24 protein-coding genes are annotated in these 18,104 nt (G+C 32.5%); 18 read left to right on the top strand and 6 right to left on the bottom strand.

The genetic code is table 11. The annotated features are described in order from the left end of the window. Positions 1-34: 34 nt before the first annotated feature. Positions 35-946 (top strand): hypothetical protein, encoded by a 912-nt coding sequence (locus tag V8G69_RS11495; protein ID WP_394882085.1) that lies wholly within the window; start codon positions 35-37, stop codon positions 944-946. Here V8G69_RS11495 and V8G69_RS11490 read toward each other — a convergent pair. Continuing rightward, positions 943-1,509 (bottom strand): Smr/MutS family protein, encoded by a 567-nt coding sequence (locus tag V8G69_RS11490; RefSeq protein WP_394882084.1) that lies wholly within the window; start codon positions 1,507-1,509, stop codon positions 943-945. The genes V8G69_RS11495 and V8G69_RS11490 overlap by 4 nt on opposite strands. Beyond that, entirely contained in the window at positions 1,509-1,700 is a 192-nt protein-coding gene (locus tag V8G69_RS11485) for a hypothetical protein (protein ID WP_394882083.1), read from the bottom strand. Before V8G69_RS11485 ends, V8G69_RS11490 begins: the two co-directional genes overlap by 1 nt. Before the next feature lie 154 nt (positions 1,701-1,854). On the opposite strand from V8G69_RS11485, the gene V8G69_RS11480 reads away from it, so the two are divergent. Genes V8G69_RS11480 through V8G69_RS11465 form a run of 4 tightly spaced genes read left to right on the top strand, consistent with a single transcriptional unit; the run spans position 1,855 to position 3,169 of the window. Further along, on the top strand, positions 1,855-2,130 hold the full coding sequence (locus tag V8G69_RS11480; protein ID WP_394882082.1) for a CD225/dispanin family protein: 276 nt from the start codon (positions 1,855-1,857) through the stop codon (positions 2,128-2,130). Then, positions 2,120-2,527: a DUF2752 domain-containing protein gene (locus tag V8G69_RS11475; protein WP_394882081.1), complete on the top strand. Its 408-nt coding sequence runs from the start codon at positions 2,120-2,122 to the stop codon at positions 2,525-2,527. The genes V8G69_RS11480 and V8G69_RS11475 overlap by 11 nt, the downstream gene beginning before the upstream one ends. A gap of 14 nt (positions 2,528-2,541) precedes the next feature. Then, positions 2,542-2,823: a DUF2752 domain-containing protein gene (locus V8G69_RS11470; RefSeq protein ID WP_394882080.1), complete on the top strand. Its 282-nt coding sequence runs from the start codon at positions 2,542-2,544 to the stop codon at positions 2,821-2,823. A gap of 13 nt (positions 2,824-2,836) precedes the next feature. Beyond that, positions 2,837-3,169, top strand: a complete 333-nt coding sequence (locus V8G69_RS11465; RefSeq protein ID WP_394882079.1) for a CCC motif membrane protein — start codon at positions 2,837-2,839, stop codon at positions 3,167-3,169. Between the two features lie 62 nt (positions 3,170-3,231). Here the strand turns inward: V8G69_RS11465 and rocD are convergent, their stop codons facing one another. Next, complete coding sequence (gene rocD, locus V8G69_RS11460; protein WP_394882078.1) at positions 3,232-4,476, bottom strand: ornithine--oxo-acid transaminase; 1,245 nt, start codon at positions 4,474-4,476, stop codon at positions 3,232-3,234. Between the two features lie 257 nt (positions 4,477-4,733). Between rocD and rlmD the strand changes: the two genes are divergently transcribed. The 7 genes from rlmD (at position 4,734) to V8G69_RS11425 (ending at position 10,244) form a co-directional block, all read left to right on the top strand. Further along, positions 4,734-6,158 carry a 23S rRNA (uracil(1939)-C(5))-methyltransferase RlmD gene (gene rlmD / locus V8G69_RS11455; RefSeq protein ID WP_394882076.1) on the top strand — a complete coding sequence of 475 codons (1,425 nt, stop codon included), beginning with the start codon at positions 4,734-4,736 and terminating at the stop codon, positions 6,156-6,158. A gap of 20 nt (positions 6,159-6,178) precedes the next feature. Next, positions 6,179-6,694: a DUF6452 family protein gene (locus tag V8G69_RS11450; RefSeq protein ID WP_394882075.1), complete on the top strand. Its 516-nt coding sequence runs from the start codon at positions 6,179-6,181 to the stop codon at positions 6,692-6,694. Next, positions 6,660-7,391: a DUF6048 family protein gene (locus V8G69_RS11445; RefSeq protein ID WP_394882074.1), complete on the top strand. Its 732-nt coding sequence runs from the start codon at positions 6,660-6,662 to the stop codon at positions 7,389-7,391. Before V8G69_RS11450 ends, V8G69_RS11445 begins: the two co-directional genes overlap by 35 nt. A 147-nt stretch (positions 7,392-7,538) precedes the next feature. Continuing rightward, on the top strand, positions 7,539-7,886 hold the full coding sequence (locus V8G69_RS11440) for a helix-turn-helix domain-containing protein (protein ID WP_394882073.1): 348 nt from the start codon (positions 7,539-7,541) through the stop codon (positions 7,884-7,886). Then, positions 7,880-9,190 carry a type II toxin-antitoxin system HipA family toxin gene (locus V8G69_RS11435; RefSeq protein WP_394882072.1) on the top strand — a complete coding sequence of 437 codons (1,311 nt, stop codon included), beginning with the start codon at positions 7,880-7,882 and terminating at the stop codon, positions 9,188-9,190. Before V8G69_RS11440 ends, V8G69_RS11435 begins: the two co-directional genes overlap by 7 nt. Before the next feature lie 163 nt (positions 9,191-9,353). Continuing rightward, on the top strand, positions 9,354-9,725 hold the full coding sequence (locus tag V8G69_RS11430; RefSeq protein WP_394882071.1) for a hypothetical protein: 372 nt from the start codon (positions 9,354-9,356) through the stop codon (positions 9,723-9,725). An 87-nt stretch (positions 9,726-9,812) separates the two neighbouring features. Beyond that, the gene (locus V8G69_RS11425) at positions 9,813-10,244 is read left to right on the top strand and encodes a universal stress protein (RefSeq protein WP_394882070.1); all 432 of its coding nucleotides are present in this window, start codon (positions 9,813-9,815) and stop codon (positions 10,242-10,244) included. Positions 10,245-10,308: 64 nt separating this feature from the next. Here the strand turns inward: V8G69_RS11425 and V8G69_RS11420 are convergent, their stop codons facing one another. Beyond that, complete coding sequence (locus V8G69_RS11420; RefSeq protein WP_394882069.1) at positions 10,309-10,488, bottom strand: hypothetical protein; 180 nt, start codon at positions 10,486-10,488, stop codon at positions 10,309-10,311. A 279-nt stretch (positions 10,489-10,767) separates the two neighbouring features. On the opposite strand from V8G69_RS11420, the gene V8G69_RS11415 reads away from it, so the two are divergent. Beyond that, a complete protein-coding gene (locus V8G69_RS11415; RefSeq protein ID WP_394882068.1) occupies positions 10,768-11,829 on the top strand; it encodes a DNA cytosine methyltransferase in 1,062 nt (353 codons plus the stop codon). Continuing rightward, a complete protein-coding gene (locus V8G69_RS11410; protein ID WP_394882067.1) occupies positions 11,819-13,441 on the top strand; it encodes a TIGR02391 family protein in 1,623 nt (540 codons plus the stop codon). Before V8G69_RS11415 ends, V8G69_RS11410 begins: the two co-directional genes overlap by 11 nt. A 372-nt stretch (positions 13,442-13,813) precedes the next feature. Here the strand turns inward: V8G69_RS11410 and V8G69_RS11405 are convergent, their stop codons facing one another. Then, on the bottom strand, positions 13,814-14,971 hold the full coding sequence (locus V8G69_RS11405) for a class I SAM-dependent RNA methyltransferase (protein ID WP_394882066.1): 1,158 nt from the start codon (positions 14,969-14,971) through the stop codon (positions 13,814-13,816). A 215-nt stretch (positions 14,972-15,186) separates the two neighbouring features. On the opposite strand from V8G69_RS11405, the gene V8G69_RS11400 reads away from it, so the two are divergent. The 4 genes from V8G69_RS11400 (at position 15,187) to V8G69_RS11385 (ending at position 17,471) form a co-directional block, all read left to right on the top strand. Beyond that, positions 15,187-15,918, top strand: coding sequence for a class I SAM-dependent methyltransferase (locus tag V8G69_RS11400; RefSeq protein ID WP_394882161.1), 732 nt, complete (start codon positions 15,187-15,189; stop codon positions 15,916-15,918). Positions 15,919-15,923: 5 nt separating this feature from the next. Further along, positions 15,924-16,595 (top strand): ZIP family metal transporter, encoded by a 672-nt coding sequence (locus tag V8G69_RS11395; RefSeq protein WP_394882065.1) that lies wholly within the window; start codon positions 15,924-15,926, stop codon positions 16,593-16,595. Then, positions 16,595-17,023, top strand: a complete 429-nt coding sequence (locus V8G69_RS11390) for a DUF4268 domain-containing protein (RefSeq protein ID WP_394882064.1) — start codon at positions 16,595-16,597, stop codon at positions 17,021-17,023. The genes V8G69_RS11395 and V8G69_RS11390 overlap by 1 nt, the downstream gene beginning before the upstream one ends. A gap of 148 nt (positions 17,024-17,171) precedes the next feature. Further along, positions 17,172-17,471: a GIY-YIG nuclease family protein gene (locus V8G69_RS11385; protein ID WP_394882063.1), complete on the top strand. Its 300-nt coding sequence runs from the start codon at positions 17,172-17,174 to the stop codon at positions 17,469-17,471. Between the two features lie 125 nt (positions 17,472-17,596). Here V8G69_RS11385 and V8G69_RS11380 read toward each other — a convergent pair whose 3' ends face one another. Beyond that, a complete protein-coding gene (locus V8G69_RS11380; RefSeq protein WP_394882062.1) occupies positions 17,597-18,088 on the bottom strand; it encodes a GNAT family N-acetyltransferase in 492 nt (163 codons plus the stop codon). Positions 18,089-18,104 lie beyond the last annotated feature (16 nt).

The following is an 18,104-nucleotide window of genomic DNA, read 5'->3' as shown; positions in this document are numbered from 1 at the left end:
ACATTTCCATTATTTTTGTCAAAATCCAAATCCAATGCGTAACTCATTTTTTATAGTAATTATATTAAGTTTATTAACCTCTTTTTCTTGTAATGACGGAGATATCATTACTGTTGAATTTGATTTTGAAGATACGTTTGAAAGCTGTGGAAACTTAGTGTTCTTTAAAACAAAAGAGGATCCTGCTGAATCATTATCACTTCAAATAACATCTCCTGCTTTAACTATTGCCGATTTACTTAATGTTGGAGATGATAATACCTTAACAATTACAAGAACCATTAACGGTACAAGCAATACTTTTAATTATAGAACATACAGCATATTGCCTTCTGATTTATTTTGTAACGATGTACCACCAGCCGATATCGATATTACAAATGATTTAGAAAGTACATCTGGAAATGTTGTAATTACAACAGTTTTAACCGAAGACGATAATGATGGTATTCCTTCAGCATTGGAGGATATTAATGGCAATGGGGATTTAGAAGATGATGACACTGATGGCGATGGCATTCCAAACTATAAAGACGCAGATGACGACGGTGATAATATACTTACCAAAAATGAAAATCCTGATCCAAATAACGATAAAATTATTGATGATGCACAAGACACAGATGGTGATGGAATACCCGATTATTTAGATGATGATGATGATGGAGATGGCGTATTGACTCGTGATGAAGAGACTATTTCGCATGACCAAAACCCTGGAAATGATGTAACATATCCAGATGCAGGAGCTGATTATCTAAATCCAGATGCAAAAAACAGCTTTCCAGCTACTGCTTACAGAGTCCATACCATTTATAAAACTTACGTGGTTACATTGGTAATTAACAATATTTCTTTACCAAATATATATCAGGACGTATTTGATTTTGGAACATTAGAAAACAGTGCTTTATCAACTTCTGAAACTAAAACACCAACTTTTTAATCATTTGGTGGTACGTTTTGGTAAATGTAAACTTCTGTAGCGCCTAAACCATATTTCTGGTAATTGGCATCATAAAATTTTACATTATTATATCTTCCAAAAAGGTAATCAAGCTCAATTTTTAAAACACCTTCACCAACTCCGTGAATAAAAACCACTTTTTGAATTCGTTTCTGAATAGCAAAATCCAATTGTCGTTTAGCAGTATCTAATTGCAAAGTCAACATATCATGATTGGTCATTCCTTTAGTTGAATTAACCAATTGATGAATATGCAAATCTACTTCCATCGTTGGCTCATAACGGTCTTTAACTCTAGCAACTGGTTTGTTTTTTCTAACAGGTTTTTCTTTTTCAGAAATAACCTCATTCAAACTTGAATGGGAAAATAACGAACTTCTAAAATCTTTTGTTGATTTGTTTTTTACTATTTCCGTGGAATTAAAATCGAGTGAAAAACCGTCCTTGGTTTCTATAGTAATGGTATCACCCTTGATTTTGGTAATAACACCTGATAGATCTTCATCAATAACCAAAATAGAATCTCCAACTTTAAAATCCATTATTCATCTTCTTTAATAAAATCGTTATCATCATCTTTTCTGCTTGGAATGGTTTTAGAAATTCTATAAACACCAATCATTAAAACCACAATGCCACCTATCAAAATATATTCATTTTGTTCTGTTCCATTTTTAGCATAAATGGCTACAATTGAGCCCAATACAATCAAAATATAATTTAAATATTTCATGTTTTAAGTTGATTTTTGATAAAACTAAATTACATCATTAAAATAGATTTTTGAAACATATTCAAGAATAAAAAATAATAAATAAAATACATTTCTTACAAATCAATTATTTATATATATTTATATTTTTAACATTTAAAATTGAATTTTATTTATGGAAACTAAACCATCAAGACCTAGTAGTTATTTAGCACTAGCAATTATTAGTACCATTTTTTGTTGTTTACCTACAGGAATTGTAAGTATTGTTTATGCAGCAAAAGTTAATAGTCTGTATACAAGTGGAAACTATGATGAAGCAACAAAAGCATCCAAAACAGCCAAAACATGGGGATTAATTTCCGTAGGATTAGGATTGCTTGGGATTATCATTTACATAATAATCTTTGGCTTGGCAATTTTTGGTAGCTTAGCTAGTAGTGGCTACTAAAACTAAAATATTATTATTTGTAATATTTACTGTACTCGCTTTTGGCTCTGCTTTTTTTTATTTTAATTTTAATCCGAGTGAGTATAGTTTATTTCCTAAATGTCCTTTTTATTCTTTTACTGGATTATATTGTCCTGGATGTGGAAGTCAAAGAGCTATTCATCAATTACTTCATGGAAATATTTCAAAAGGTTTAAATCATAATTTTTTAATTATTTTATTAGCTTTAGTATTAGTTTATGATGCAATAGCTTATTTATTAAATAATTATTACAAAAAATCATTTAAAAACTTATTACATAATCCTAAAACAACCAATATAATTTTGATTCTTGTTATTGCTTTTTGGATTTTAAGAAACATTAAAATATATCCTTTTACTATATTAGCTCCTTAAATTTACATAATATAATGTCAGGAATAGATGACTATATGCTTCCTTGTTTAAACAAAACTCTGTTTGGGGTTGAATGTCCCGGTTGTGGAATGCAACGTTCTGTCAGTCTTATTGCTCAAGGCAATTTTAAAGGTGCTTTTTATATGTACCCTGCAATATTTACACTCATAATAATGATAGTATTTTTAGCTTTGCATATTAAGTTTAAATTTAAAAATGGTCATACTATTTTATTGTTATTATTTATTCTAAATATTATGATTATTATTGTTAGTTATATTTTAAAATTTATTTAAAAACAAAATTAAGATGGAAAAACAAACATTACCAAACTCAACTTTAATTCTAGTTATGGGAATACTTTCAATTGTAGGCTGTTGTTGCTATGGTCTGCCAGGATTAATATTCTCTGTAATAGCCATAGTATTATCATCAAAACCGACAAAACTATATAAAGCCTCTCCAGATGAATATAATGGATATGGTAATGTTAAAGCTGGTAAAATAATGGGGATTATCGGACTTGTTTTAAGTATTTTATTTATTTTGTTTATAGTTTGGATAATTTCCTTTTTTGGATGGGAAACGCTTCAAGATGAAAATTTATTAAGAGAAAAACTTCTTGAAATGCAACAAACTTAATAATCATACACTACCCATTAAAAAATGCGACTTCAAAAAGTCGCATTTTTTATTGATTTATTTTAACTATCAAACTGCTTTAATGTTTTTATAATAATAGAAACACAATCTAACAGCTGTTCTTCGGTCATAACCAATGGTGGCGCAAAACGAATAATATTACCATGTGTTGGTTTAGCAAGTAAACCATTGTCTCGTAAAGCTAAACAAATGTTCCAAGCTGTATCACTTTCCTCGTCATCATTGATTAGAATGGAATTAAGCAGCCCTTTTCCTCTTACCAGTTTTACTATATTACTGGTATCAATATATTTCTGCAATTCGCTTCTGAACAAATTCCCCAGCTTATAAGCGTTTTCTGCCAACTGTTCGTCTTTTATTACTTCAAGTGCAGCCATGGCAACAGCAGCAGCTAATGGATTACCTCCAAACGTGCTTCCGTGATTTCCTGGCTTAATAACATTCATAATATTATCGTTAGCCAAAACTGCTGAAACCGGATAAACACCGCCACTAATTGCCTTCCCCAAAATAAGGATATCGGCTTTTACGTTCTCGTAATCTACTGCCAATAATTTTCCTGTACGTGCAATTCCTGTTTGAACTTCATCTGCAATAAATAAAACATTATGAGCTTCACATAATTTCTTGGCTTTAGCTAAATAGCCATCGTCTGGAACATAAACACCTGCTTCGCCTTGTATAGGCTCTACCAAAAACCCTGCAACATTTGGGTTATTTTTTAAAGCTGTTTCTAAAGCTTCTAAATTATTGTAATCTATTTTAATAAACCCGTTTGTGAAAGGCCCAAAATGTTTACGAGCCACCGGATCATTTGAAAATGAAATGATGGTTGTCGTCCTGCCATGGAAATTATTTTTACAAACAATGATTTCAGCTGCATTTTCATCAATCCCTTTTACTTCATAAGCCCATTTTCTACATAGTTTTAAAGCAGTTTCAACTGCTTCTGCACCAGTATTCATAGGTAATAGTTTATCAAAACCAAAATATTCACAGGCATATTTTTCGTACTTTCCTAATACATCGTTATAAAATGCTCTGGATGTAAGTGTTAAGTTTTGGGATTGATTAACTAAGGCGTTAACAATTTTTGGGTGACAATGCCCTTGGTTTACTGCGGAATAAGCCGATAAAAAATCATAATACTTTTTTCCATCAACATCCCAAACATATACACCTTCTCCTCTAGTTAATACAACAGGTAATGGGTGATAGTTATGGGCACCATACTTATTTTCTAATTCAATCGCTTGTTGCGAAGTTAATTGGTCTAAAACAGCCATTTTAATTTAAATTAAATTGAAAAAATAACCATTCCTTCTGTACCTTTATTCTTTCGAAGAACCCGAAAAAGCAGCGTGGGAGAGAAATCATCCCTAGGGCTTGCAAGTTACTAAATATTAAGTGTTAAAGAAAGTGTTGTGTTTAGTTTTTATTAAATATGCTTTTATGCTTGAATTCATGAAATTAAACCTACATAAATCTTAAAAAATAACATTTTGATTGGTTCATAAATCTAAAAAGAAATTACTTTTGCAGCATGTCAAGAAAAAACAAAAAACAAATTTTTACAAATATAGAAATTATTGATGCCGGAGCAAAAGGCAAAACAATAGCTAAGGCACCAGATGGAAAGGTTATTTTTTTATCAAATGCTGTACCAGGAGACATAGTTGATGTCCAAACTTTTAAAGCGCGTAAAGCTTATTACGAAGGGAAAGCTGTGAATTTCCACAAACGTTCTGAAAAAAGAACACAACCGGTATGTGAGCATTTTGGTGTTTGTGGTGGCTGCAAATGGCAGGACATGGCTTATGAGCATCAACTGTACTACAAACAAAATGAAGTAGTTAATAATTTAACCCGAATCGGGCATATTGAATTGCCAGAAGTCACTCCTATTTTAGGTTCAGAAAAACAATATTTCTATAGAAATAAAATGGAGTTTTCATTTAGTGACTCTCGCTGGTTAACTCTTGAAGAAGTACAATCTGACCAAGATTTAGGAGATAAAAATGCACTGGGATTTCATATTCCAGGTATGTGGGATAAAATTTTAGATTTAAAAGCCTGTCACTTACAGGAAGACCCTTCAAACGATATTAGAAACAGTGTCAAAAAATTTGCCATTGAAAACCATTTGGAATTTTTTAGCACACGAAATCAAACCGGATTTTTACGCACCATGATGATTCGTACTTCTAGTACTGGTGATATTATGGTAATGTTTCAATTCTTTAAAGAAGATAAAAAGAACCGTGAGTTACTTTTAGATTTTATCGCTGAAAGCTTCCCTCAAATAACATCATTACAATATGTGATTAATGGCAAAGCCAATGATACCATTTATGACCAAGACGTTATTTTATACAAAGGAAGTGATCATATTTTTGAGGAAATGGAAGGCTTAAAGTTTAAAATAAATGCTAAATCTTTTTATCAAACCAATTCAAGTCAAGCTTATCAACTTTACAAAATTGCTAGAGACTTTGCCGGATTAACAGGTAAAGAGTTGGTTTATGATTTATATACAGGAACCGGTACCATCGCACAGTTTGTAGCAAAACAAGCAAAAAAAGTCATAGGTGTTGAAGCAGTACCAGATGCTATTGTTGCTGCTAAAGAAAACGCACAATTAAATAACATTAATAACGTTGAGTTCTTTGTAGGAGATATGAAACAGGTTTTTAATGATAGTTTTATTGCATATCACGGGCAGCCAGATGTAATTATTACAGATCCTCCGCGTGATGGTATGCACAAGGACGTTGTAGAGCAAATATTAAACATTTCCCCTAAAAAAGTAGTGTATGTAAGCTGTAACAGTGCTACCCAAGCGAGAGATTTAGCGCTTATGAGTGATATATATAAAGTTACTAAAGTGCAGGCTGTTGATATGTTTCCACAAACATTTCATGTTGAAAATGTTGTACTTTTGGAAAAACGGTCAGAATTATCTAACTAATATTGAATATTTAAAAGTAAATGAAGCATTATAAAATATTGGCAATACTTTTTGGGATTATAACCATTCTTTCTTTGGGATGCGAACCCGACGATATTTGTCCTGAAAGTACAGCAACTACACCTAATTTAATTATTCAGTTTTATGACATTTCAAACCAAGAAAACAAAAAAAATGTTGTTGGCTTAAAAGTGCAAGGTGTGGGTAACGACAATCCTTTAACCGATTATAATGTTGTAACAACTTCAGAAATTGCCATCCCTTTAAAAACAAATTCAAACAGTACTGAATATTCTCTTCATAAGGAATATACCAATGTAAATAATGTTATTGGCGGTAACGAGGATTTTATTACTATAAATTATGTCACAGAGCAAGTATATGTATCAAGGGCCTGCGGATATAAAACGATATTTAAAAACGTAACCCTTACCATAAATAGCGATACGGACAACTGGATACAATCAAAAGAATCATTAAACGATAATCAATCTGTAGAAGATGAAACAGCAGCGCATTTCAAGTTATTTCATTAGTCTTAGTGTGTTTTTGCTGCTTTGTATTCCAGTACAAGCACAAAATGACAGCATTATTTCAACTGTAAATGATTCCTTAAAAATAAAACTGAAATATGGGCTTCGTGTTGGTGGAGATATTGGAAAACTTATTCGTTCCTTCTCTGATGACGAGTACACAGGTTTTGAAATCAATGCAGATTACCGAATTAAAAAAGCCTTATATATTGCTGGAGAATTGGGTATTGAAGAAAAAATTACGACGAATGATTATTTAGATGTGACCACTAGTGGCTCCTATTTAAAAGCCGGTATTGACTATAATCTTTATAAAAACTGGCTTGATATGGATAACATGGTTTATTCTGGGTTTCGTGTTGGTGCATCTGCTTTTAGTCAACAGATTAATAACTTTACTGTTTATAATACCAGCCAATATTGGGGTGAACAATATTCGTCTACAGAGGCTCAAAAATTCAATGATTTAACTGCTTTTTGGATTGAACTTATCATAGGAATAAAAGTCGAACTCTTTAATAATCTGTATTTAGGATTAAATGCGCAACTTAAAGGTTTAGTGAGTGAAACGGTTCCTGATAATTTTGAAAATATTTACATTCCAGGGTTTAACAAAACCTACGACAGCAGTGGCATAGGCGTTGGTTATGGGTATTCCATCTCTTATTTAATTCCATTATACAAGAAGAATAAAAATTAATTTGTTGGTATTTACCAATATTATTGATTATTCTTATACTTTTTGATAGTATTTACCAACTAACACAGCAATTTTATATTTAAATTTAATTATTTTTCGTATATTTACGCTAGTAAAAACAAGCATTAATTGTTTAAATATATTTTAATGATGGAAAATACCAACTTAAATTGGATTTCAATGAGTGATAATGCTATCATCTCATCTATTGGCGCCTATATAAAGCATGAACGCCTAAAACAAAACAAAACCCAGGCCAAAATTGCGGAAGACGCAGGTATTAATAGATGGACGTTAAGTCAAATTGAAAACGGAGAAGCTATTTCTCTTACATCATTAATTCAAATATTAAGAGCACTCAATCTGTTAACTATTCTGGATATATTCAAAATTGAAACGCAACTAAGCCCTATCCAACTGGCTAAACTGGAAAAACAAAAGCGTCAGCGTGCAAGCAGCAATTCAAATGAAAACAAAAATGAAAGCTCATGGTAAGTACTAAAACAGCTTTTATAAAAATATGGGGACATATTGTTGGTGCAGTATCTTGGGATGAAACCAAAGGATATGCAAGTTTTGAATACGATCCGAAATTCAAAACCTTAGGTATTGATTTATCTCCCATTAAAATGCCTATTCAATCTGGCTCCTCAATTTTTTCATTCCCAGAATTACGCACAAAAAAAGATGGCTATGACACCTTTAAAGGATTACCAGGTTTATTAGCCGATGTTTTGCCCGACAAGTATGGGAATCAATTGATAAATAGTTGGTTATCACAAAACGGTCGTTCAGAAAACAGCATGAATCCAGTAGAACAACTTTGTTTTATTGGCACACGAGGTATGGGCGCATTAGAATTTGAACCCACCCAAATAAAACCTTCAAAACGCACTTTTGAAGTAGAGCTAAACAGTCTTGTCGATATTGCTCGTAAAATGTTAAACCAAAGAGAACAGTTTGAAACCAATATTATAGAGGACGAACAACAAGCCATGATGGATATTCTTAAAATTGGAACTTCTGCTGGTGGAGCTCGCCCAAAAGCCATTATTGCTTATAATAAAAAAACTGGACAAGTACGTTCAGGACAAACCAATGCTCCTAAAGGATTTGAGCACTGGCTTATTAAACTTGATGGAGTCAGTGATGCTCAATTTGGCGAGAGCCAAGGTTATGGCCGTATAGAAATGGCTTATTACAACATGGCTATCGATTGTGGTATTGATATGATGGAATCTATATTACTTGAAGAACATGGTAGAGCCCATTTTATGACCAAACGTTACGACCGCGAAGGAAACAACACAAAACACCATGTGCAAACACTTTGTGCCCTGCAGCATTACGATTTCAACGACATGGCAAGTTTCAGTTACGAACAGTTGTTCCAAACCATGCGAATCCTACGTTTGCCCTACCCGCAAGCCGAACAAATGTACAGAAGAATGGTATTCAATATCTTGGCAAAAAACTGTGATGACCATACCAAGAACTTCTCTTTTATCTTAAAACAAGGTAAAAATTGGCAACTGGCACCTGCTTATGATGTGTGTTATGCTTACAGACCAGGAAGTTTATGGGTTAATCAACATGCACTAAGCGTAAATGGTAAACGCGACGATTTTACACGTAACGACTTACTCACTTTTGCTAAAGCCATGAACATAAAAAAAGCAAAACATATTATTGATGACATACAAACCGTTGTAAACAATTGGGAAATCTATGCAAATGCCGTATCAGTAAAACCTCAATTACTTGATACTATTAAGAATAACTTACTTAAATTAAATTAATAAGACCATTTAAAAGAAGCCTGAAAAATTGTAATTTTAACTCAATAATTGTGAATTGCTTAGATTTTAAAAAACATAAAACGAAACCCAAAACAACATTAACTGTTTAATTTTAAGCAGATAATTTTTAATCGAACAGGTAAACTTTAATTATTAAACGGCTATGATCAAATCTACTTTTAACAATGATTTAAATATTCTTGAGTCACAATTTAAAAATGATGTATATTTAGATGAGATTGTGGAATACATAAGAGTTACCAAAGAAAATAAAACCTACCCAAGAAAATTAAAAATTTTAACCGATTCGCTACAAGCATCGTTTAAATTCTCTGTAAATGATTTAAACACTATCATTAATGAAAACAATAAATCATTAGAAGAATACGATACCATTATCGATGCCATTATTATTGACAACCCACAAACCGCAGCTTTAACGGTGTTATATCAAGAACTAGCAAAAAATAAAAAATATTTTTTCAGTGTGTTTTCAACCCATGAAGCCGCTCTATTATGGCTAGAAAATTTTTAACCATCATAAACTATTAAGATCTTTTTTCTGAACTGATAGACAATAAATTTGTAAATTAGTATAGAATACGGTCTTTAAATAGAAATCATGTCATACTCAAAAATTTTAATCGCTGTTGATAGTAGTGAATACTCTATGCAAGCAGCAAAAAAAGGTTTAGAGTTGGCCCACCAAGTTGATGCCAAGGTTGCCTTATTGTTTGTTGTTGACACCTCAAAAGCAATGGGCAACGTAGATGCAGGCATTTTACCGGAACAAGCTTTAATAGTCCTTAAAAAAAAAGCCGAACAAACCCTTGATGAATTGGCCACTATGTATAATGGCAAAGATATCTTGAAATTTATGCCAGAAGGCAGCCCAACAAAAGACATTATAAAAACAGCAGAAATCTGGGAAGCCGATTTAATAGTTATGGGTACTCATGGCAGAACTGGTTTGTTGCATCTTCTGGTAGGCAGTGTTTCAGAACACATCATCAGGCATTCAAAAATACCTGTAATGGTAGTGCCTTCAAAATAGTTCTCGATTCATTTTCCTTTCGGAAAACACTCTAACCGACAATAGATTTCAATTAAAAACTATCCTATCCGCCTTGTAAAGTATCAGCACCATCCAATAAACCAACTAATTCCTGTGGATTGTGAATTAATACAGGGATGTGTTGTGGACAAATATAAAAAGCACTGTTTTTATGGTAAAATTTGGTAACCGGTGTTTCCTCAGATGATTTTTTGCAGACCAAGCATGTTTTAGTATCGCTCATAACATTGTTTTTTATTACTTACAACAAAGCTATTTTTAAATTTTCTTATAAAAACTAATATTGGTCATACTTTAAAAATTTTATTAAAAAATACGTCTTCTCTCGCACCCTAAAATAACGTTGATAACTCCTTAAAAATACACACAAGTGCTTATAGATTTTGTAGTATAATTACCCTAACTTAGCTTATCAGTGAATATAAAGCATTGAAAAACGAATTCTTATCCTAAACGTTATGTAGCATTTAAATGAAAAAATTAACTTTGAACTAAAAAACAAATGAACAAATTAAAAGCAGTCGATTTCTATTGTGGTGGAGGCGGAATGAGTCTAGGGATGAGCCAAGCAGGAATATCTGTTTTAGCTGGAATAGACAATGAAAACAAATGCAAGGCAACCTATGAATTAAACATTGAAGGAGCAAAATTTATTGAAGCAGATGTTTTTGAATTAAAAGAAAAAGAACTTACTAGAGAACTTGGTTTAACAAGAAACGATAATTCTTTAGTTTTAATAGGATGCAGTCCTTGTCAATATTGGAGTATTATTAATACTGATAAAAAGAAATCATCAAAATCAAAAAATCTACTAATAGAATTTCAACGTTTTGCGAGATACTTGAACCCAGGTTATATAGTTGTAGAAAATGTCCCAGGTGTTCTTAGGAAAAAAGAAGAAAGTGGGTTGCAGGGCTTTATTGACTGGCTTAAAAAAAAGAAATATTCAATTCACTTTGATATCCATAATGTAAATGATTACGGAGTTCCACAGAATCGAAAGCGTTTTACGTTAATTGCGAATAGAATAAATGAGATAGAAGTTAGTCCACTCAAATCTGAATCTAAGAGATTAGTAGTAAAAGATGTACTCGGTTCAGAAAACGGTTTTAAAAAGATAGAAGCTGGAACAAAAGATAATTCTAAATTTCAACATTCCGTAGCTGGATTATCTCAAATAAATCTTGAGCGATTAAAATATGTAAAAAAAGACGGTGGTGACAGATTAGGGTTTGCCAATAATCCTTCTTTACAACTTAGATGCTTTAAAAATAAAACGGATTCTTTTAAAGACACCTTCGGTAGATTATGGTGGAATAGACCTTCACCTACGATAACTACAAAATTTTTTAGTATATCTAACGGAAGATTTGTTCACCCTGATGAAAACAGAGCTTTATCTATTAGAGAAGGAGCCACACTCCAATCATTCCCAACAACTTTTGAATTCAAAACTAAATCAATTGCTGATACTGCAAGAATAATAGGAAACGCTGTTCCTCCGGAATATGCCAAAAGAATAGGTATAGCAATTTTAAACAACTATACAAACAATGGCAGATGAGAAACTAATAATGAAATTTGAGGCTCATACAATTGAGCACCTTGGTGTAAAAATGTACTCTCATATTCCACCAGCTTTAGCCGAATTAATAGCTAATTCTTATGATGCTTGTGCTACAGAAGTTTATGTTAGACTGTACGACAATGATTCTTTAAGAATTGAGGTTCAAGATAACGGTGATGGAATGTCTTTCGCTGAGGTCAACGAATATTTTTTGCGGATTGGTAGAAATAGAAGAAAGGAAAATCAAATCAATTCCTGTGATAGAAAACCAACTGGTAAAAAAGGTTTAGGGAAATTGGCTTTGTTTGGCTTGGGGACAAAAATCACAATTCTTACACAGAAGGACAATGAGTCTGTGAAGTTTACACTTGATTACAACGATATTTTAACTTGGGAAGGGTCTGATTATTCCCCAGAATTTGAAATAAATAAAACTGAAGAAGAGTCAGGAACTTTAATTGTTCTCGAAGAACTAAAACGAAAATCTGGTTTTTCAATAGAAGATTATTCAATCAGTATTGCCAAACTATTTAATTTTAAGGACGAACATTTCAAGGTATTTCTTTCTCTGAATGATGGAGATATTATTGAAATAAATAATAAACTAAAATACGAGAACATAACTGCCGAATTTGAGTGGGATTTTACAGAACTTAAGGATATATCAAATCAAGATTACGATAAAAAGGGAGAAATAAGTGGAAAAATAATCACGACTGAAAAACCTCTTAAACCGGGTCTTAGGGGAATTACACTTTTCGCTAATGGCAGGATGGTAAATTCAGCAGAGTTTTTTGGCAGAGCAGAATCAAGTCACTTTTTCTCTTACTTATCTGGATGGCTAGATGTAGACTTTGTTGATGACTATCAAGATGATTTTATCTCAACTGATAGGCAGTCCCTGAATTGGGAAAATGATATAACTAAAAAATTAAGAGAATATTTATCGGATACTATTAGAGCATTAGAAGGAATCTGGAGAACCAAAAGAAAAGAAAAAAGGCAAGCTAGAATCAAAGAAACAACGAATGTTGATGTACCTACTTGGTTAGCAACAGTACCTGAAAATATTAGAGAACAACTTGAAGGAGTGTTAAACTCTATTGACAATTCAGAGATGTCAGGGGAAACTCAAAGTAGTGCTGTTCAAAGCTTACATACTATTGTTCCAGATTACCCTTATTTTCATTGGCGTCAATTACATTCTCAAATTCAGAACGCAGCTGAAACTGACTACATAAAGAAGGATTTCTACAGAGCTTTTATTGAAGCAGCTAAACGGTATATAACAGACACAAGAAACAAGTCTGGTTCAACAAATGGAAGTGACCAAAATATGATGGGTCAAGTTTTTGGTCATAATTCTCAAATGTCCGTATGTTCTACCTACAAAAAATCAGATGGCTCAAATTTCCACGCTGACACCTTAAAAAGTATAGAAGATGGACAGAAGTTCCTTTCAATGGGAATTGTAGCTGGCGGTAGAAACCCCGTTTCACACGAAGAGATTAAAGATTTAAGAGATTCCGATTTATTTAGTGAAAAAGATTGTTTGGATGGTTTGAGTCTTTTGTCACATTTAATGAAAAGACTTGAAAACGCAGTATAAAAACGCTACACAACATTGTATAAGAGCACCTATTAAAATATTACCTTAACCCATTGGGTGAAATTAGTTTAAGCTATCGAAATTTTTATTTATAACATATAATATTAGTCAATTTTGTCATTTCGAAGTATGAGAAATCACATTATTTAATCATTTTATGAGATTCCTCCGCTGTCGGAATGACAAAAACTATAACTAACCCTCTCTCTTTTATAATTACACCCAACGGGTTCCCTTAAATACTTTCCTTTTTTACTACCAGCAGACATTTCGTATTTAACCAAATGTCATTGTGAAAAAGGAACGATTGAAGCAATCTCACAAATAATTAACAGATTGCTTCACTTCATTGCATAACGCTCACAATGACCATCACTTCATATACTTTCCTTTTTTACTGCCGGCATACATTTCGTATTTAACCAAACGCGCTTCCAGTTTGGCATTAAACAAATGTATTTTACGCGAAGGCCGTAAACCCACATGCTTTAAAGCATCCAGATTACTTGTAATAAACCAGGCATCGGTGTTTGGGTAATTTTGTTTTAAGGTGTCACCAATACTTTTATAAAACTCCTGCATATCAATATTTAAACGCTCACCATATGGCGGATTAAATACCATGTGTAATTTATCGTCACCACCTTTTTGGGTTTTAAAAAAGTCTTCATGCTTCACCTCAATAAAATCTTCTAACTGGGCATTTTTTACGTTCTCTTTGGCTTTAGTAACTGCACTTGGTGCTTTATCGTAACCTGTGATTTTATAATGAAAATCGCGTGTTTTATTAAGTAAAGATTCTTCAATTTTTTCAAACAAATCCACATCCCAATCCTGCCAGCGTTCAAAGGCAAATTCTTTTCGCATTAAGTTTGGCGGAATGTTACAAGCTATCATGGCGGCTTCAATAAGCATGGTGCCACTACCACACATCGGGTCCATAAAATCGGTTTGTCCATCCCAACCAGAAAGCATAATTAATCCTGCTGCCAGCACTTCGTTTATAGGTGCAATATTGGTAGCTGTTTTATAACCACGTTTATGTAAGGAGTCTCCCGAAGAATCTAAAGACACCGTACATTGTTGTCTATCGATATGAATATTTACCTTTAAATCCGGGAAACGTAAATCTACATTGGGTCGTTCACCGGTTTGGTCTCTAAACCTATCCACAATAGCATCTTTGGTTTTTTGGGCAATGTACAGGGAATTGGTAAACAAATCGGAATGAATGGTAGCATCGATAGCCAAGGTTCCTGTTGGTTTTAAATAGGTTTCCCAAGGCATGGCTTTAATCTTTTCGTACAAGTCATGCTCACCCGTAACTACAAAGGTTTCAATGGGTTTTAATATTTTAATAGCGGTACGCAAAGCCAAATTAGCTTTATACATAAAGCCTTTGTCTCCAGAGAAACTTACACTACGAATCCCTTTTTTTACATCTTGTGCTCCAAGTTGTGTAAGTTCGTTTGCCAATAAGTCTTCAAAGCCAAATAAGGTTTTGGCTACCATTGTAAAATTATTCTCCATTATTTACTATAAATAGATTACAAAAATAGCTTAATTTTGCGGCAATCTAAATGTTTATTTAAAATTAGGTTAAGGATTGAAGCGGCATCCTTTTTCCCTTCTGTTCGCAAGCGAACATCTTCCTAAAGGGAAGAATTAAAAAAAGAGACAGAGAGGAAAAAGATACAGTGAAAAGCCTGACCGTGCAACAGCACGGAAACCCATTAAAAAAGTATATGATAAAAGACACTACGGAATGGTTTTCTTCTTGGTTTGATACACCATTTTACCACATACTTTACAAAGACAGAAACGATGCCGAAGCGCATGCGTTTATGGATACCCTTACCAATTATTTAAATATCCCTGAAGGTGGGACTATTTTAGATTTGGCTTGTGGAAAAGGACGTCACTCGGTGTATCTAAATACGCTTGGTTATGATGTTACTGGTGCCGATTTGTCTGAAAACAGTATTGCTTTTGCCAAACAATTTGAAAACCCGCATTTGCATTTTGAGGTGCACGATATGTGCAAACCTTTTAACAAGCCTTTTGATGCAGTATTTAATTTATTCACCAGTTTTGGGTACTTTGAAAATGAGGAGGACAACTTAAATACTATTAAAGCTATAAAAGGAGACCTTAATGACACTGGGTTTGGTGTGATAGATTTTATGAATTCTGATTTTGTTATTGAAAACTTGGTTTCAGAAGAAGTAAAAGTGATCGATGGTATTAGCTTTTTTTTAAAGCGTTATGCTCAAAACGGCTATATTTTTAAGGATATTAATTTTACGCACGAAGGTGTTGATTACAGTTTCCAGGAACGTGTAAAAGCCTTTACTTTAAGTGATTTTGAAGCTTTGTTTGAACAAGCTGGCGTATATTTACTGGATGTTTTTGGCGATTATAAATTAAGTAAATTTAGATTGCAAACGTCTGAACGATTGGTTATGATTTTTAAATAATACACATGTTGAATATTATACTTCCTATATTAAGCGTGCTATTAGGGTTTTTAATAGTAGTGATTTTAAAACCGGCACAACAAAAAAATTTAAAACTGTTACTGGCATTTAGTGGTGCTTTTTTACTTTCTATTACGGTATTTAACTTTTTACCCGAAGTTTATCAAAACAACCAGAAGTCAATAGGATTGTTTATCATGATTGGGATTATGCTTCAAATTGTGCTGGAGTTTTTCTCAAAAGGTGCCGAGCATGGTCATGTACATTTGAATAAAGAAAGTACGTTGTTTCCGTGGTTGCTTTTTATAAGTTTATGTATTCATTCTGTTTTAGAAGGGATTCCTATTGAGGCGCATCATAATTTAATTTATGGTATTATTGTGCATAAATTACCTGTTGCCATTATTTTATCGACCTTCTTTTTAGCTTCAAAAATAAGTAAAGCAAACGTTGCCTTCTTTTTAATTGTGTTTGCTCTTATGACGCCTCTAGGAGTTTTATTATCAAAAAACTTTGAGTTTTTTCAAACGTACTATAATGAAATATCGGGCATTGTTATTGGTATCTTTTTACATATATCAACCACTATTTTGTTTGAAAGTAACGAAAACCATAAGTTTAACTTAACCAAGTTAATCACTATAATTATAGCTATTGTTATTGCGTATTTAATGTAATGTTTAGTAAAGAAGAATCACGCCTTTTACGACATGAATTTTGGACCAGTTTTGGAAAGTCTTTTCCGAGAAAATGGATTTTATACGACACCAAAATTAAAGGTTTTAGTTTTAAATTTCACTTTGATACCAAAACGGCTTTGGTTGCTATAGATCTTGAAGATGATCTTGAAAACCGTATTAAATATTGGGAAAAACTGCAATCTTTACAATCTATTTTAAAGGAAGATTATTTACCGGAAGTTATTTTTGAAGAAACTTATATTCTTGATAATGATAAAGAAATTTCAAGGGTTTATGTGCCTTTAGACAAGAAAGTGTCTATTCACAATAAAAACACATGGCGTGATGTGATGGAGTTTTTTAATAAAAACATGAGTTTATTTGAAGCCTTTTTTGAGGATTACAGAGATATTTTTGAGGATTGATAGAACTCAGGGTTTGTGACTTGTGATGTCTCAATCGTGCCTCATTTCGACATGACTAAAGGAGAAACTTGAGGTGATTTGTCATTTCGATCGCAGTGAGAAATCGCATAACTCCGATAAAAACATAACTATTTGCTACATTTAGTTTATGCAAAATAATTATTTCGTTTACATTACTACCAACAAATACAGAACTACATTATATATTGGGTTTACCAACAACATCCAACAAAGATTATCTCAGCACTATTTCGATAGTCAAAATGCAAAAAAATCATTTGCTGGAAAATACAATTGTATATACTTGGTCTATTATGAAATTTTTGATTTTCCAAAACTTGGAATTGACAGAGAAAAGGAATTAAAAAAATGGAGGCGAGAAAAGAAAAACAAATTGATATCAAATTTTAATCCAACTTGGGAAACTTTAAACAATCAGATTTTTTAATATTAATTATGTGATGTCTCAATCGTGCCTCATTTCGACATGACAAAAAGAGAAATTTCAATATAAATAGACTTCTCGATACAAAATTCTTTCAGAATTTCACTCGAAGTGACAATGAAAAAAAATCATAATACTTTCTCCATTTTATAATCATCCATTACAAAGCCGTTACCAATATCGGTTATCATTTCTCCAACAGTTTTAAATCCCATAGCTTCATAAGCCTTTATTGAATTTACATTAAATCTGTTTACACAAAGAGTAATTGATTTACAGTTCATTTCAATGGCTTTGGCCTGAACAAATTCCATGGCAGATTTCCCTATTTTTTGTCCTCTAAAATCTTTAGAAACATAAATCTTACTTAAAAACAAACTGTCTTCCTGTTTTTTAATAGAAATATAACCAACAAACTGGTTGTCATGATACACTTTAAAATAACTGTACCCATCGTTATATTGAGAATACATCACTTCTGCAGACTGATAGTTTTTCACCATATAATCCACCTGTTCAAATCCAATAATTGATGTATAATGTTCTTGCCAAATGATGTTTGCCAAAGCTGAAATTTCTTCAAAATGTTGCTTGGTAATCGCTTGTAAAAATTCTGTCATAACGTTTCAATAAGGT

It is taken from the genome of Gaetbulibacter sp. M235 (assembly GCF_043876835.1).
Lineage (GTDB): Bacteria > Bacteroidota > Bacteroidia > Flavobacteriales > Flavobacteriaceae > Yeosuana.
Note: the sequence above shows the minus strand (reverse complement) of the source record. Positions and strands in the feature narration are given on the sequence as shown.